Below are 14,423 nucleotides of genomic sequence, written 5' to 3' on the forward strand. Positions count from 1 at the left end.
TATAAAAAATAGACATATTTCTTATAACAATGTGATCTATGCAGACAGAATAATAAAATGTACGAATATTATTCAATTGGAAAATTAACACGTGAGTTTTCAATAATAGCTCGAACTTTGCTATGAAGAAGAGGGACTTCTTATCCCTTTTCGGTGTGGAAGTACACGGATTTATACATAAACGGATCGTCATAAGTTAAAACAAATCCTGTATGCTAACAGAGTAAAATTTTCGTTGTCTGAAATATCTGATATGTTGACAATGGTTGGAAAACCACCTGATGATGAGAAAAAGCTTAAGAAATTAATTGCAGGAATTCATAAAAAACGAACTGATTTAAAGCAGATGCAGCATGATGTTGATGATCTTCTACAGGATTTAGAACGAATTGAAGAGAGTTCTTTTGAGAGCTTCGCGGAGTTGGGGGTAGTCATTGATTATAAATTTATTTTGTCTTCTTTTAGACTAATTTCTTTCTCTTAAAAGAGATAGATTATACCGTCTCTAAGGGGAATATTTACCACTGCGTGAAATGTGTAAGTCATTTAAAGAAATAGAGTGTTTGAAAAAGCTGCAAAGGTATTTTCGCAGTATATTATTCTTGATAAGAAAAAACTATTTTTCATAAAGAAAGTAAAAACAATGACAGTTTCTCCTATGAGTGTTTTTCAATCTATTTTGTCACGAAAGTCAATTCGCGCTTTTACTGATCAGCCAGTTAGTTTGGAAACAATCAAAGAAATCTTAAAACTTGCAGCACGTGCACCATCTGGAACAAATATTCAGCCATGGCAAGTAATTGTGCTTACAGGAAGTGTATTACAGAAAGTAGGGCAAGAGCTTTCACAACTTGTGCTTTCAGGTGTAAAAGGAGAGCGTGAATATAGTTATTATCCACGTCAGTGGCGTGAGCCCTATATTTCAAGGCGTCGAAAAGTTGGTTTGGATCTTTATCAGAGTCTTGGAATTCAAAAAGGTGATGAAGAAAAAATACTTCATCAAAAGGCGCGAAATTTTTTATTTTTTGATGCACCTGTAGGACTCTTATTTACAATGGATCACGACATGGAAATGGGGAGTTGGCTTGATTTGGGTATGTTTATGCAGACCATTATGTTAGCTGCACGTGGATTTGGATTAGATACCTGTCCTCAAGCTGCTTTTGCTGATTATCATAAACAGATTCGTACGCTTTTATCTATTCCTTCTGATCGCCATATTATCTGTGGTATGGCACTTGGTTATCGCGATATGAGTGCTCCAGAAAACAATTTTGAGACAGAACGAGAATCGTTAGAAAAATTTGTACGTTTCATTGAAACATACCCATAAAATATTTTATACAATTAAGCATATGTTTTGAAGAACTTAGTGCATTATGAAAAATATTTCCGATAAGATTTCTCATCCTTATTGAATTTTAATATTGCATATTAACACTTATTTTACTACGTTTGGAACATTGGGAGTGGTGACTCTAGGGGCATTGTCCGTTTTAAAGGTTGGCTAATGGAAAACACTATAGAAAGAAAGTGTTGGGTGGTAGCAAGACGAGCGACATTCGTGTTTATTGTTGTCATTTTTTTAGTTTATCTCGCAATTTGATTTTAAACGGAAGAAACGTTATGAAAAAGCATATATGCTCAAGCTGTACTATAGTTTAAGGTGATACGTGTTTCTATCTGTTTTTGAACTTTTTAAAATTGGGATTGGTCCTTCTAGCTCACATACGATGGGACCAATGACTGCTGCTAATATGTTTTTGCAAAAGATAGGAGATTTTTCTCAGTCGTCTGATGTTCAAGTTTCTCGTATACGTGTTTATCTTTATGGTTCTTTAGCTTTCACGGGTATTGGTCATGCAACAGATAGAGCTATCATATTAGGACTTTTAGGAGAAAAAGCTTCTACTGTTGATCCTGATAGCATGGGGTTTTTGTTAGAAAAAGTTATACGTGAAAAAAAAGTGCAACCAGAAGGTCATCCCGCTTATCAGTTTGATGTGCAACGTGATCTTATTTTTGAACGAAAGCAAATCCTCCCTGGACATACAAATGGACTAGCCTTTGAAGGACTTGATACTGATGGGAATGTTCTGTTGCGGCAGATTTATTATTCTATCGGTGGTGGCTTTGTTGTGACTGAGGATGAATTAAGCCATATGAATGATAATATACAACCAGAAGCATTTGAGGTACCATATCCATTCGATTCTGCTTGTACAATGTTATCAATGGCAGAAAAATCAGGGCTTTCAATTGCTGAAATGAAGCGCTTAAATGAAGAAACAAAGATAGAGCGTTCTTCTCTTGATGTAGGGCTTGATGAAATTTTTTCAGCGATGACAAATTGCATTGATAGAGGTCTTTCACAAGAAGGTGAGTTGCCTGGTGGATTGCGTGTTTTAAGGCGCGCTAAAAAGCTGCATGAAACGCTTTTGGAAAAACAAAAGAAAAATTACAATTATCCACTTTGGGCAAATGATTGGCTTTCGGTATATGCTATAGCAGTCAATGAGGAAAATGCAGCAGGTGGTCGTGTTGTTACAGCACCAACAAATGGAGCAGCCGGTGTCGTCCCAGCCGTTTTGCGTTATTATCTTCAGTTTAATGATGATTCAGATCGAGAGGGAATACATAATTTTCTATTAACGGCAGCAGCTATAGGTGGTGTTATTAAACATAATGCCTCTATTTCTGGTGCAGAAGTTGGGTGTCAAGGTGAAGTTGGAACGGCATCTTCAATGGCCGCAGCAGGGTTGACCGCAGCGTTAGGTGGAACACCAGCTCAAATTGAAAATGCGGCAGAAATTGCGCTTGAACATCACTTGGGAATGACATGTGATCCTGTTGCAGGTCTTGTACAAGTGCCTTGTATTGAGCGTAATGCAATGGGAGCTGTTAAGGCGGTAACGGCTTCTTCTCTTGCATTATATGGTAATGGAGATCATTTTGTTTCTCTTGATGCTTGTATAGAAACAATGCGCCAGACTGGTCATGATATGAGTGAACGCTATAAAGAGACAAGTAAAGGTGGTCTTGCAGTCAATGCGATATCTTGTTAAGAGCTGGAACATTTTTCAATCCATAACTGGACTTTTTGGAGAGAGATCGTATTTCCTAATAAAGCTTATGTTTTTTGTTCCTTATAAATCAAAATTCCACTTTAATGCAGCAGTAGTTTGAAATAAATCTGAGATGATTCAGTGTTTTCTTAACGAATAATAGGTGTTGCATGCAAGCTTGGAGGGGAGAGTGTTGTACATCTGTTTGATTTGTCTCTAAAGTGGGGAAAAAGTGTAATTTGGAAAAAATAAGAAAGCGTAAAGTAAAATTAGTGATCAATCTGCCATTATTTTTAGCTGGGTTTTATGGCTTTAAAAAGTTTCCATAGCCATATATCTTTTAAGTAATGGAAGATTATGCCTGAGTATCCAAGGAAAATTTGTTTTAAGTCTGAATAATTATGATGAAGAAAGTAGAATTTTAAAGGTTTTAATTTTTTAAAAGTGAAGTTTTTTTCTACCTAGTATGATAAAAAATGCCTTGAAAAAAACACTAATTTACAATAATTAAGAGATATATTGGAAATATCTTTTTTATTTATAAATTTTGTACCGACAAAAAAATTAAAATAAATAATAACGTATACATTAAGAAATATTTATAAAAATTCTCATGAGAATAGAATGCACACGATAGAACATTATCGTGTTACGCGTTCGTGAGTTCGTTTTAAAAAAATATCTCTCAGGTGCCCCCAAGCTCATTTCGCGATGGCACCTGTGAATGATATAACGGTAAACCCATTGAGCTGTCTCCATCTTTATGCTTAATAAAAAGAAGTACGCTGGCATGGTTACACACTTTGCCAGAACCCCCCTCTGTACAGGGGGACTAAAGCACTTGGCATTTGAAACGGTTCATTATAGGCATTTTTAGTCTTTTTGGTACAGTTTCACGCTACACACTAATCTCGCTCATAACATGCAAGAGACGGTTTTGATTGATTCAACATAAACAGATTTTAAATGAGAGAATCTTACGATATTCGAGATTCTCATCTAACATACAAAATAATTAATTATCTTTATAAATCAGTATCTTGCATATGAATAATATAATGTAAGTTTTCCATGAATGGTATAAAATCTATAGAGTATTAGCATCTTTATTTATAAAGGGAGAAAACCAGCAATATCATCCTTTTTTTCAACGTTCAATATTACAAAAGATCCTAGTACTTGAAATGATTCATAAGGGATACTTTGATTCCTTTTGTAAATGGTTTATATGTCAATTTTGCTCGTGATGAGCAAGCGAGCGATTTTGACTGATTCAATATAAGAAGTAAAATAAGAGTATTTTACGAAAATCTCTTGTTCAATATGCAAAAAATAAATTATAATTATAAATTAAAATCTTATGGGAATCGTTATCATAATATTTAATCTGATAATTTATTTACGTTTTTTCATCGATAGTATTTGTATTTTCCAATTTTCTGTGCCTGTTGACATAAATACAAGTAAGAGAAGTGAGATTGTTTTTTTTTACAGCGTTTATGTTGTATAGGGAGCGTTATTAAGAGGGATTTTCTTTATTGAACTTTTACAATAATCCCACCAAATGATAAGCTTTCATCTAATGAAGCTATTCATTTTTTCCAGAAAGATATCAAGGATAATTTTTTATATTAAATCCAAAAGTGGAAAAATATTGGGTATTTTTATGTCCTTAACAATGTTTTATTGAAAGCTTGGAGATATTGGATAGTTGGAAAAGCTGTCAGAAAATTCAACAATTTAAGAAAAAAGTATGTTTATCAAAAGGTTTTCTAAGGTTGTAGATAATGGTTAATAATAAAATAATTTTTTAGAGAGGGTCTGTAGAATTAAATATTTGTTGCTCCTAAACGGATTTTAATAGGCACATTACCAGTTTGGCTCGCAACGCGTAAATGAATGCGTACAGGAGGCATTATGAGACGACGGTTGCGCATTGTTTGGCAAATGAGAAGGTTAACAAGAGACTGTGTATCTAATGCAGTAGAATTATATTTTAAACCAGTAAGTTTTGCGGCAGCATCGTGAAGAGGACGCAATGAAAGGAGGGATGATTGCTTCAATAAAATTTCTTTTTTATGGAATGAAGCAAAAGCATTATCTGTCATAATACTATCCTTAACGCAGAATTCAAAAATTTTTAGTAGGCTACAGTATAGCAGTTAAAATTTGCTTTCTTTAATGTAGAGCAAGCGTCAAATGCAGCTTTTTTTGATTGAAACCCTGTAAAGCGCGCTCGGTAATAACGCCGCCCATTTTTTTCAAACAGTTGCATGTGTGAAGATGCGTGCTTTAAAGTAGAAAAAGCTATATTTTTTGCTTTTAAAAGTAGAGTTTTTGCTTGTTCTTCACTAGGAAGAGAACCAATTTGGATAGCCCATCCGGCATTTTCGGACAAAGAGACTGTTACAATTTTATGAGTCTCAGCCGGTATAGTTTTTTGAGGATTCGGTATTGGTATAATTACCTTATTGACAGCCGTTATTGCGATATTGGAGTTTTTAGGTTGTTCTGCAAATGCTGTCAACATAGTCGAAATTTCATCGTCAAAATTACTTGAATCAGCTTTAATGGTCGGTATAGGAGTATTGGCCCCAGTGGGTAAGTGATAGCGTACAGAAGCTATTAAACGTTCACCACTTTTCATTTGGCTTGCTTTGGGCAAATATTGATTCAATAAGCTAGCCATATGCTCGTCACGTGCAGTAGATGATTTACCTCCCATAACAACAGCGACAATAGAGCGCCCCTCAAGACGCATCGAAGTTGCTAAATTAGAACCTGACATTTGTGTGTAGCCTGTTTTAATTCCATCGACACCTTTCATTATTTTAACAAGTTTATTGTGGCTGTTAATTTTATGTCCACGGAAATTAAAACTTTTTGTTTTGAACAATTTATATTGTTTGGGAAAATGTTTACGTAAAGCTAATGACAAAGTCGCTATATCTCGTGCTGTAGAATAATTGTGCACATCCGGAAGTCCTGAAGCATTTGCAAAATGTGTATGTTTCATGCCAAGTTTACGAGCTTTTACTGTCATCATTTGAGCGAATTTTTTTTCACTACCTCCAAGATATTCTGCAATGGCAGCAGCAACATCATTTGCGGATCTTGTAATGAGTGCTTTAGCTGCTGATTCTGCAGAAATTGTTTGGCCTGCTTTAAATCCAATTTTTGTCGGTGGACGCATTGCTGCATAATGTGAAACAGGAATTGGTGTATTTGGTGTCACACGACGCATCTGCATAGCTTCAAAGAGTAAGTACAATGTCATCATTTTTGTTAAAGAAGCAGGATAACGTTTCAGTGTTGCATTGGCTTGAAATAAAGTTTTTCCCGTAGTAGCATCTATAACAATAGCCGCATACTTATCAGGATAGGCGCCTTGAGGTGTGGCGGATGCCCAACAGTAAGAAAAAGCTAACATAACAAAAGAAATTGCTATTGTTTTACAGTAGCGCATAATTTTTTGATAATTAATATACACTTGCAGTATCCTATTTCTCCATTTATCCTAAAAAACTTCTATAAAGCTTCCTTTTCTGTAATTTATTGATGCAGTTTAGACGAATGGTATTACTAATTTGTTTACAGAAGTTATTTTATGAGTGAGTGATTGAAGTCTAACCATAGAGGGAAATTTCTAATACAAACAGGTATTGCAATAGTTATGAAAGAATTTAAAATTAATAAAAATGTGCTGCATGGAAAACGATAATGGGACAGATGCTCATAATAAACTCTATAGCTCATATTATGCATAATGAAAAGGGCAAGAATTGGGATGAAGGTAGGCATGGTGCGGTTATAATGCCTAAGGCTAGAGAAAAACTCGAAAAACCTAAATTATGTCGAGTTTTTTTGCTTAATGATGATTACACACCTATGGATTTTGTTGTTTTCGTTTTGAAGAACTTTTTTAAAAAAAGTTTCGAAGAGGCAACGCGGATAATGTTAAATGTTCATCACAATGGGATAGGAGAATGTGGGACTTACACTTATGAAGTCGCTGAAATGAAAATATTACAAGTGAGGGAATGTGCGCGTCAAAATGAACATCCGTTACAATGTGTAATGGAATGGAAGTGAGGAGCTATGCCATCTTTTACACCTAGTCTTGAAGAGGTTTTGCATCGTGCATTAACAATTGCTACTCAAGCACGGCATGAATATGCAACACTAGAGCATCTTCTACTTGCGCTGTTAGATGATGCCGATGCAAATTCCGTTATTCAGGCTTGCCAAGTAGATGTGGAGGAATTGCGAGAGCGCTTAACCAATTATCTTCGCTCAGAGTTAGATGAACAGATTAGAGCTGATGAGGATACAAAGCCTACAGCTTTTTTCCAGCGTGTTATCCAACGTGCGGTGATTCATGCACAATCAGCTGGAAAAGATGAAGTATCGGGGGCAAATGTTCTTGTTGCAATTTTTTCTGAACGTGAAAGCCATGCAGCATATTTTCTTCAAGAGATGGGAATGACACGCTACGATGCTGTACGTTTTATTTCACAGGGTGTCACGCGTGATGATGGGTTATCCATGTTACTTGAAGGACTTGAAGAGCAATTAGATCAGCAGATTTCGGATAATGGTGAAAGAGGAACAAGTGCTTTAACGAATTATTGTGTTGATCTCAATTGTAAAGCACGTAATGGAAAAATTGATTTATTAATTGGCCGTGAAATAGAAATTTCACGCATGATACAGATTTTATGTCGAAGGTCAAAAAACAATCCGCTTTTGGTTGGTGATCCTGGAGTAGGGAAAACAGCTATAATTGAGGGGTTGGCAAAGCGTATTGTTGATGGGCAAGTGCCTGAAGTTTTATCAAATGCAACAATATTTTCTCTTGATATGGGGGGACTTGTTGCAGGTACACGTTATCGCGGTGATTTTGAAGAACGCTTAAAACAAGTTATTAAAGAGTTTGAGCTGTATCCAGATGCTATTTTATTTATTGATGAAATTCATACCTTAATTGGAGCAGGAGCGACATTAGGGGGAAATATGGATGCAGCAAATCTTTTGAAACCTGTGTTATCTTCTGGAACTATGCGATGTATTGGTTCGACGACTTACAGAGAATATCGCAAATTCTTTGAACAAGATCGTGCTTTAGAGCGTCGTTTTCAGAAGATTGATATTAATGAACCTTCTGTTACAGATGCGATTAAGATTTTGCAGGGGATGAAGCCTTACTTTGAAGATTTTCATCAGATTAAATACACAGATCAGGCGATGAAGGCATCTGTAGAATTATCTTCACGTTATATAATTGACCGTAGGTTACCTGACAAAGCAATTGATATTATTGATGAAAGTGGCGCAGCGCAAAAGCTTTTGCCACAAAAACAACGCAAGAAGAGTATAGGTGTTAAAGAAATTGAAGCGACTGTTGCTACAATTGCAAGAATTCCATCAAAAACAGTTTCCCGGAATGATCAGAAGATACTGAGTAAGCTTGAAAGAGAACTCAAACATGTTGTTTATGGTCAAGATCAGGCAATTTCCGTCTTAGTTTCATCCATAAAATTGGCGCGAGCAGGTTTACGCGAACCGGATAAACCAATAGGAAGTTATTTATTTTCAGGACCAACAGGTGTAGGAAAAACTGAAGTTGCAAAACAGCTTGCATCATCTTTAGGCATTGAATTATTGCGTTTTGATATGTCAGAATATATGGAACGGCATACGGTAGCACGTTTAATCGGAGCACCTCCAGGTTATATAGGGTTTGATCAAGGAGGTCTCCTTACAGATGCCGTTGATCAGAAACCTCACGCAGTTCTATTGCTAGATGAGATTGAGAAAGCGCATCCAGAGTTATTTAATATTTTATTGCAGGTAATGGATTATGGTAGATTAACAGACCATAATGGTAAGAAAATTGATTTCCGCAATGTTATTTTGATTATGACAACCAATGCTGGTGCTTCAGATATGGCAAAATCAGCTATTGGATTTGGGAAAGTACATCGTGATGGTGAGGATATAGAAGCAATCAATCGGTTATTTACACCAGAATTTCGTAATCGGTTAGATGCAATTATTCCGTTTGCACCTTTATCTCATTTAATCATCAATCAGATAGTGCAAAAATTTATTTTTCAGCTTGAAGCACAATTAGCTGATCGAGGAATTTGTTTTGAATTAAGCCCTTCTGCAACTTTATGGCTTTCTAATAAAGGATATGATTCTCAGATGGGAGCACGCCCATTAGGGCGTGTTATACAAGAATATATTAAAAAGCCATTAGCTGATGAAATTTTATTTGGAAAGTTACGCAATGGTGGTACCGTTCGCGTATTGACACAAAAATCAAATGGTAAAAAAGAAAGCTTACAGTTAGAAATTTCATCTTCCGATATATCTGTAAGTTCAAAGAAAAGTAAAATGGAAAACTTTACAAAAAAACGTGTAGGAAAAAAAAGCACAACAACTTAAGAGTGTGTTATAAAGCTGCACGAATTTTTTTTGCATTCTCTTCAAGTATTTCTGGAGGCGTTACCATATCATTATGAGGGGTAAGCTCTATTCCCTCCATACGTGGTATAATATGAAAATGAAGGTGATAGACGGTTTGTTGACTAGCTGCTTCATTAAATTGCATGACAGTTATGCCATCTGCTTGAAAGGCTTTTTTGACAGCATTTGCAATTTTTTGAACAGCTTTAATAACAGGAAATAATGTTTCAGGATCTGCATCAAGTAAGTTTCTAGAGCCTTTTTTAGGAATGACCAGCGTATGACCTGGTGCCTGTGGCATGATATCCATAAATCCAATAACATCATCATCTTCGTAGACCCGAACAGAAGGGATTTCATTGCGAATCAATTTAGCAAAAATATTGTTATTGTCATAAGCTTGTTTCATACAAATATTTCCTTTTATCGTAAGTTTAAGATTCTAATTTAAAAACGAAAAAATGCAAGGTTTATCAGAGTGTAAGACAAAGAAGTATTTTGACTTCAGTTATATTTAGGATAATGCACTGTCTTAATGAAGGTTTAGATTTCTATGATGGCTTCAACTTCTACAGGAACATCCATAGGAAGAGAGGCAACACCAATAGCAGAACGGGCGTGTTTTCCAATTTCACCAAGGATATTGACGAATAAATTAGAAGCTCCATTGGCAACAAAAGGAATATCGGTAAAATGAGAATCTACAGCCACAAAAACAGTAATTTTGACCACACGTTTTATTTTATTTAAGTCACCCAGAGTTGCCTTGAGTTGCGCGAGAATATTGAGAGCGCAAGCTTCAGATGCTTTTTGGGCTTGTTCGGTATTCACAGTTGCACCAACTTTACCGATGGCTATTGGTTTTCCATTAATAAGAGGGAGTTGTCCAGAAATAAAGAGTTGATTGCCACTTTGTGAAGTGGTGATGTAATTGGCAAGGGGGGAGATTACTTCAGGAAGAGTGATTCCGAATTTTTCTAAGTTTTTTTCAATCATATTGGTCATAATTTTAACTCCATAGCTGCTTTATAATATATTCATTGCATAATCTATTTTTTGATTTAAGAAAATGTGTGGTTAATTGAGAAATTAGCCTTTTTTGCCTTATTGTATGATGTTATGCAACGGGGATAAAGTTCGGAAGTTGGGAATGATTAGATCATTATTTATAATAATTTTATATATTGTTTTTTTATGTACTGCGAGAGCTGAAGAGCCCATTTTTATTGTGCCTCATCGAGCAATTTATGATTTTCATCTCGATAGTGTTTCTCATGAAATGACAATTTCTGCGATGTCAGGACGAATGGTTTACGAGCTTACTGGTTCGGCATGCCAAGGCTATAGCACACGTTTTCGTTTCATTAGCCGTGTTCACATTGAAGATATGCCAGTACGTTTGACTGATCAACAGACGACGAGTTATGAGACAGGAGACAGCCGTACATTTCGTTTTAATATCACAGATCAAGAGGGAGAAGAGGTTGTGCATCGTGCCGAGGGGGTTGCAGAGCGTACTCAAGATGGTATTACAGTTACCTTAAAAAAGCCAAAGGAAAAAGAGTATAAGCTTGCAATGGCTGAATTTCCAATAATGCAACTAAAAAATATTATCCGCCATGCAAAAGCAGGAGATCATTTTTACAATGTTACTGTATTTGATGGGACAAATAAAGCAGATAAAGTTATAAAAGAAAGTATCGTCATAGGGGAAAAGAAGACGCTTTTATCTGATAGCGAAACGGAAAAAGTAAGAAAATTGGATGAAGAAGAATATTGGCCTGTTACAATTTCTTATTTTGATGATGGAGAAAATAAAGATGGTTTGCCGGTTTATCGTAGCAGTTTTCTCTTACATGAGAATGGTGTCATGCGTGATCTTCATATAGATTATGGAACTTTTTCAGTGCGTGCAAAATTGAACAGTCTCGAATTCTTGGAACTTGGAAAAGATCTTAATCAATGCGAAAATGCAAATATTAAATGATTAAAGAAAATAACTTGAAAAAGAATCAAATATTAGTATGTTTGCGCTATTCCACACGCGGAGTCTGGGTGTTTGCAAATGATCTGTGAGAAACTTCTAGCAAGCATCCGCCGGTAGCAGGTCTTCCTGCTTTTTCCGCGGAGGTTGAACCGGAAAGGATAAGATTTATGGCACTACCCGATTTTACTATGCACCAGCTTTTAGAAGCCGGTGTGCATTTTGGTCACCAGACTCATCGCTGGAATCCCAAAATGACTCCCTATATTTATGGCCAGCGTAATAATATCCATATTATTGACCTTGCTCAGACCGTTCCACTTTTACACCAAGCACTTAAACTTGTTTCAGATACTGTAGCGCGTGGTGGTCGTATTCTCTTTGTTGGTACGAAACGGCAAGCATCTGACATTATCGCAGATGCGGCGAATCGTTCCGCTCAGTATTACGTTAATGCACGTTGGCTTGGCGGCATGCTCACAAACTGGAAAACGATTTCCAATTCGATCCATCGTTTGCGGAAGCTTGACAAAATTCTTGCTGCTGAAGCGCAAGGCTTTACTAAAAAGGAACGTTTAAATCTTGAACGTGATCGTGAAAAGCTTAATCGTGCGCTTGGTGGTATTAAAGATATGGGTTCTGTTCCAGATCTTATCTTTGTTATCGATACGAATAAAGAAAATATTGCACTCCAAGAAGCAAAGCGTTTAGGTATTCCAGTGATTGCTATTATTGATACCAATTGTGATCCCGATGACGTAACACATCCAATACCAGGTAATGACGATGCTTCACGTGCAATTTCTCTTTATTGCGATCTTTTTGCCCGTGCTGCTCTTGATGGTATTGCACGCCAGCAAGGAGCAATGGGTATCGATTTAGGAGCTCAAGTTGATGCACCTGTGGAGCCTATTTTGGAAGAAAATGCAGTTTCAGAAGTTTCTGAATAATATAAAATGCCTAATTAAGGTACTTTTATTGTCTAAAGAAGAAGTTATAGGCGTGCAGAGGGATTTTGCACGCTTTCACTGTTATAAAATAAAGAGGCAAATATGAGCATTACTGCTGCACAAGTAAAAGAACTTCGAGAACTATCTGGCGCTGGTATGATGGACTGTAAAGCCGCCCTAGCAGAGACCAATGGTGATATGGAAGCTGCTGTTGATTGGCTTCGTAAAAAAGGAATAGCTAAAGCAGATAAAAAGGCTGGTCGTACAGCAGCTGAGGGATTAATCGGAGTCGTATCAAAAGATTCACATGCAGTTTTGGTTGAGATTAATTCTGAAACAGATTTTGTTGCGCGCAATGATGGATTCCAAGACATCGTGCGTAAAGTAGCAACTGCTGCCTTAGATACGCTAGGGGATGTTGAATCTGTTTCTGTTTCTCTTTATCCAGGTTCTGAGAAGACTGTAGAGCTTACGATTAAAGATGCAATTGGTACAATTGGCGAAAATATGACATTTCGTCGTTCCGCTAAATTGTCTGTTGAGAATGGTGTTGTTGCGACTTATATACACAATAGTGTGGCTGATGGGCTTGGAAAACTTGGTGTTTTGGTTGCGATTGAAACAACAGGAAATAAAGAGGCTGCTCTTGCTTTTGGTCGGCAGGTCGCGATGCATATTGCGGCAACCAATCCATTAGCACTTACAGCACAAGATGTTGATGCTGCTGCTGTTGAGCGAGAAAAAGAAATTTTTTCAGATCAAGCACGTCAGTCTGGAAAACCTGAAAATATCATTGAAAAAATGGTAGAAGGACGTATGCGTAAGTTTTTTGAAGAGGTTGTTTTGCTTTCTCAAGCTTTTGTTATGAATCCTGATATAACTGTTGAGGCCGCTTTAAAGGATGCTGAGAAATCAATTGGTGCTCCAGCAAAAATTACAGGCTTTATTCGTTTTGCATTAGGTGAAGGTGTGGAAAAAGAGGAGTCTGATTTTGCTGCAGAGGTTGCTGCTGCTGTAAAAGGCTAGTTATTGCAAACTCTTGAACAGAGATTTAAAGTCATATCGTTGGTTGTAGAATCTCTGAGGGGAACAATGTAATTGTTGAGAGGGCGTCACGTGAAAAAAGTGGTGCCCTTCGTGGTGTCAAAAGCGAAAATAAATGTGCTTTTGGGGAGATTATGAATGGCATTAGCACTTCCGTATAAACGTATTCTTTTAAAGGCTTCTGGTGAAGCTCTTATGGGAGGGCAGAATTTTGGCATTGATGTTTCTGTTGTAGACCGTATTGCCGCTGATATTGCAGAAGTGCGCACAATGGGGATAGAAGTTGCGGTTGTTATCGGTGGGGGAAATATTTTTCGTGGCGTTGCTGTTGCTTCGCATGGTGGGGACCGAGTGACAGGTGATCATATGGGAATGCTTGCAACTGCTATTAACTCTTTAGCATTGCGAACATCTTTGACAAAATTAGGGGTTGAAACTGTTGTACTCTCTGCGATTGCTATGCCACAAATTTGTGAAAGCTTCTCGCAACGTAAAGCAATAGCTTATATGAATCAGGGAAAAGTTGTTATTTTTGCAGGTGGTACAGGAAATCCATTTTTTACCACTGATTCTGCTGCTACTTTACGTGCAGCAGAAATTGGTGCGGATGTCCTTCTTAAAGGAACACAAGTTGATGGTATTTATTCAGCAGATCCAAAAATAGACCCTACGGCTAAGCGTTTTGACCAATTAACACATGTTGAAGTTTTGCAATGGGGATTATCTGTTATGGATTCAACGGCGGTCACTTTAGCACGTGAGAACAATGTACCGATTATTGTGTATTCCATTCATGAAAAAGGCGGTTTGGCTAAGGTCTTGAATGGAACAGGACGCTTTACAATAGTATCGGAATAAGGGTAAGCTTCAAAGGACAATTGAAGGAGACAGAAATATGAATGTTACATC

Annotated in this window: 13 protein-coding genes; 9 read left to right on the forward strand and 4 right to left on the reverse strand. The window is 36.8% G+C overall.

What is annotated here, in order from left to right; translation table 11 throughout:
• Nucleotides 1–235 precede the first annotated feature (235 nt).
• The 3 genes from ACFIL8_RS00865 to ACFIL8_RS00875 all read left to right on the forward strand — a co-directional run bounded on the left by ACFIL8_RS00865 (nucleotide 236) and on the right by ACFIL8_RS00875 (nucleotide 3,065).
• Nucleotides 236–484 (forward strand): hypothetical protein, encoded by a 249-nt coding sequence (locus ACFIL8_RS00865; protein WP_375688757.1) that lies wholly within the window; start codon nucleotides 236–238, stop codon nucleotides 482–484.
• Between the two features lie 159 nt (nucleotides 485–643).
• On the forward strand, nucleotides 644–1,333 hold the full coding sequence (locus tag ACFIL8_RS00870; protein WP_375612167.1) for a nitroreductase: 690 nt from the start codon (nucleotides 644–646) through the stop codon (nucleotides 1,331–1,333).
• A 340-nt stretch (nucleotides 1,334–1,673) separates the two neighbouring features.
• Complete coding sequence (locus ACFIL8_RS00875) at nucleotides 1,674–3,065, forward strand: L-serine ammonia-lyase (protein ID WP_375620780.1); 1,392 nt, start codon at nucleotides 1,674–1,676, stop codon at nucleotides 3,063–3,065.
• A gap of 1,829 nt (nucleotides 3,066–4,894) precedes the next feature.
• Here the strand turns inward: ACFIL8_RS00875 and ACFIL8_RS00880 are convergent.
• A complete protein-coding gene (locus ACFIL8_RS00880) occupies nucleotides 4,895–5,173 on the reverse strand; it encodes a hypothetical protein (protein WP_375629616.1) in 279 nt (92 codons plus the stop codon).
• A 32-nt stretch (nucleotides 5,174–5,205) separates the two neighbouring features.
• On the reverse strand, nucleotides 5,206–6,555 hold the full coding sequence (locus tag ACFIL8_RS00885; protein WP_375629618.1) for a D-alanyl-D-alanine carboxypeptidase: 1,350 nt from the start codon (nucleotides 6,553–6,555) through the stop codon (nucleotides 5,206–5,208).
• 230 nt (nucleotides 6,556–6,785) lie between these two features.
• On the opposite strand from ACFIL8_RS00885, the gene clpS reads away from it, so the two are divergent.
• Nucleotides 6,786–7,157, forward strand: a complete 372-nt coding sequence (clpS, locus tag ACFIL8_RS00890) for an ATP-dependent Clp protease adapter ClpS (RefSeq protein WP_375612119.1) — start codon at nucleotides 6,786–6,788, stop codon at nucleotides 7,155–7,157.
• Nucleotides 7,158–7,163: 6 nt separating this feature from the next.
• A complete protein-coding gene (clpA, locus tag ACFIL8_RS00895; protein ID WP_375613468.1) occupies nucleotides 7,164–9,515 on the forward strand; it encodes an ATP-dependent Clp protease ATP-binding subunit ClpA in 2,352 nt (783 codons plus the stop codon).
• 7 nt (nucleotides 9,516–9,522) lie between these two features.
• Here the strand turns inward: clpA and ACFIL8_RS00900 are convergent, their stop codons facing one another.
• Entirely contained in the window at nucleotides 9,523–9,945 is a 423-nt protein-coding gene (locus tag ACFIL8_RS00900; protein ID WP_375607220.1) for an HIT family protein, read from the reverse strand.
• A gap of 134 nt (nucleotides 9,946–10,079) precedes the next feature.
• The gene (locus tag ACFIL8_RS00905) at nucleotides 10,080–10,541 is read right to left on the reverse strand and encodes a RidA family protein (protein WP_375607219.1); all 462 of its coding nucleotides are present in this window, start codon (nucleotides 10,539–10,541) and stop codon (nucleotides 10,080–10,082) included.
• A 145-nt stretch (nucleotides 10,542–10,686) separates the two neighbouring features.
• Between ACFIL8_RS00905 and ACFIL8_RS00910 the strand changes: the two genes are divergently transcribed.
• The 4 genes from ACFIL8_RS00910 to pyrH all read left to right on the forward strand — a co-directional run bounded on the left by ACFIL8_RS00910 (nucleotide 10,687) and on the right by pyrH (nucleotide 14,372).
• The gene (locus ACFIL8_RS00910) at nucleotides 10,687–11,523 is read left to right on the forward strand and encodes a cell envelope integrity EipB family protein (RefSeq protein ID WP_273790664.1); all 837 of its coding nucleotides are present in this window, start codon (nucleotides 10,687–10,689) and stop codon (nucleotides 11,521–11,523) included.
• 167 nt (nucleotides 11,524–11,690) lie between these two features.
• Entirely contained in the window at nucleotides 11,691–12,470 is a 780-nt protein-coding gene (rpsB, locus tag ACFIL8_RS00915) for a 30S ribosomal protein S2 (RefSeq protein WP_273788135.1), read from the forward strand.
• A 102-nt stretch (nucleotides 12,471–12,572) separates the two neighbouring features.
• Nucleotides 12,573–13,496 carry a translation elongation factor Ts gene (tsf, locus tag ACFIL8_RS00920; RefSeq protein WP_375612122.1) on the forward strand — a complete coding sequence of 308 codons (924 nt, stop codon included), beginning with the start codon at nucleotides 12,573–12,575 and terminating at the stop codon, nucleotides 13,494–13,496.
• A 156-nt stretch (nucleotides 13,497–13,652) separates the two neighbouring features.
• Nucleotides 13,653–14,372 (forward strand): UMP kinase, encoded by a 720-nt coding sequence (pyrH, locus tag ACFIL8_RS00925; protein WP_273790666.1) that lies wholly within the window; start codon nucleotides 13,653–13,655, stop codon nucleotides 14,370–14,372.
• Nucleotides 14,373–14,423 lie beyond the last annotated feature (51 nt).

This window comes from Bartonella sp. AP57NXGY (assembly GCF_042195805.1).
In the GTDB taxonomy this organism is placed as follows: Bacteria; Pseudomonadota; Alphaproteobacteria; order Rhizobiales; family Rhizobiaceae; genus Bartonella.

Excerpts from the sequence above, each read along its gene's own strand:
- ACFIL8_RS00870 (WP_375612167.1), top strand. The coding sequence starts at position 644 with ATGACAGTTTCTCCTATGAGTGTTTTTCAATCTATTTTGTCACGAAAG.
- ACFIL8_RS00880 (WP_375629616.1), bottom strand. The coding sequence starts at position 5,173 with ATGACAGATAATGCTTTTGCTTCATTCCATAAAAAAGAAATTTTATTG.
- clpS (WP_375612119.1), top strand. The coding sequence starts at position 6,786 with ATGGGACAGATGCTCATAATAAACTCTATAGCTCATATTATGCATAAT.
- clpA (WP_375613468.1), top strand. The coding sequence starts at position 7,164 with ATGCCATCTTTTACACCTAGTCTTGAAGAGGTTTTGCATCGTGCATTA.
- ACFIL8_RS00900 (WP_375607220.1), bottom strand. The coding sequence starts at position 9,945 with ATGAAACAAGCTTATGACAATAACAATATTTTTGCTAAATTGATTCGC.
- ACFIL8_RS00905 (WP_375607219.1), bottom strand. The coding sequence starts at position 10,541 with ATGACCAATATGATTGAAAAAAACTTAGAAAAATTCGGAATCACTCTT.
- ACFIL8_RS00910 (WP_273790664.1), top strand. The coding sequence starts at position 10,687 with ATGATTAGATCATTATTTATAATAATTTTATATATTGTTTTTTTATGT.
- rpsB (WP_273788135.1), top strand. The coding sequence starts at position 11,691 with ATGGCACTACCCGATTTTACTATGCACCAGCTTTTAGAAGCCGGTGTG.
- tsf (WP_375612122.1), top strand. The coding sequence starts at position 12,573 with ATGAGCATTACTGCTGCACAAGTAAAAGAACTTCGAGAACTATCTGGC.
- pyrH (WP_273790666.1), top strand. The coding sequence starts at position 13,653 with ATGGCATTAGCACTTCCGTATAAACGTATTCTTTTAAAGGCTTCTGGT.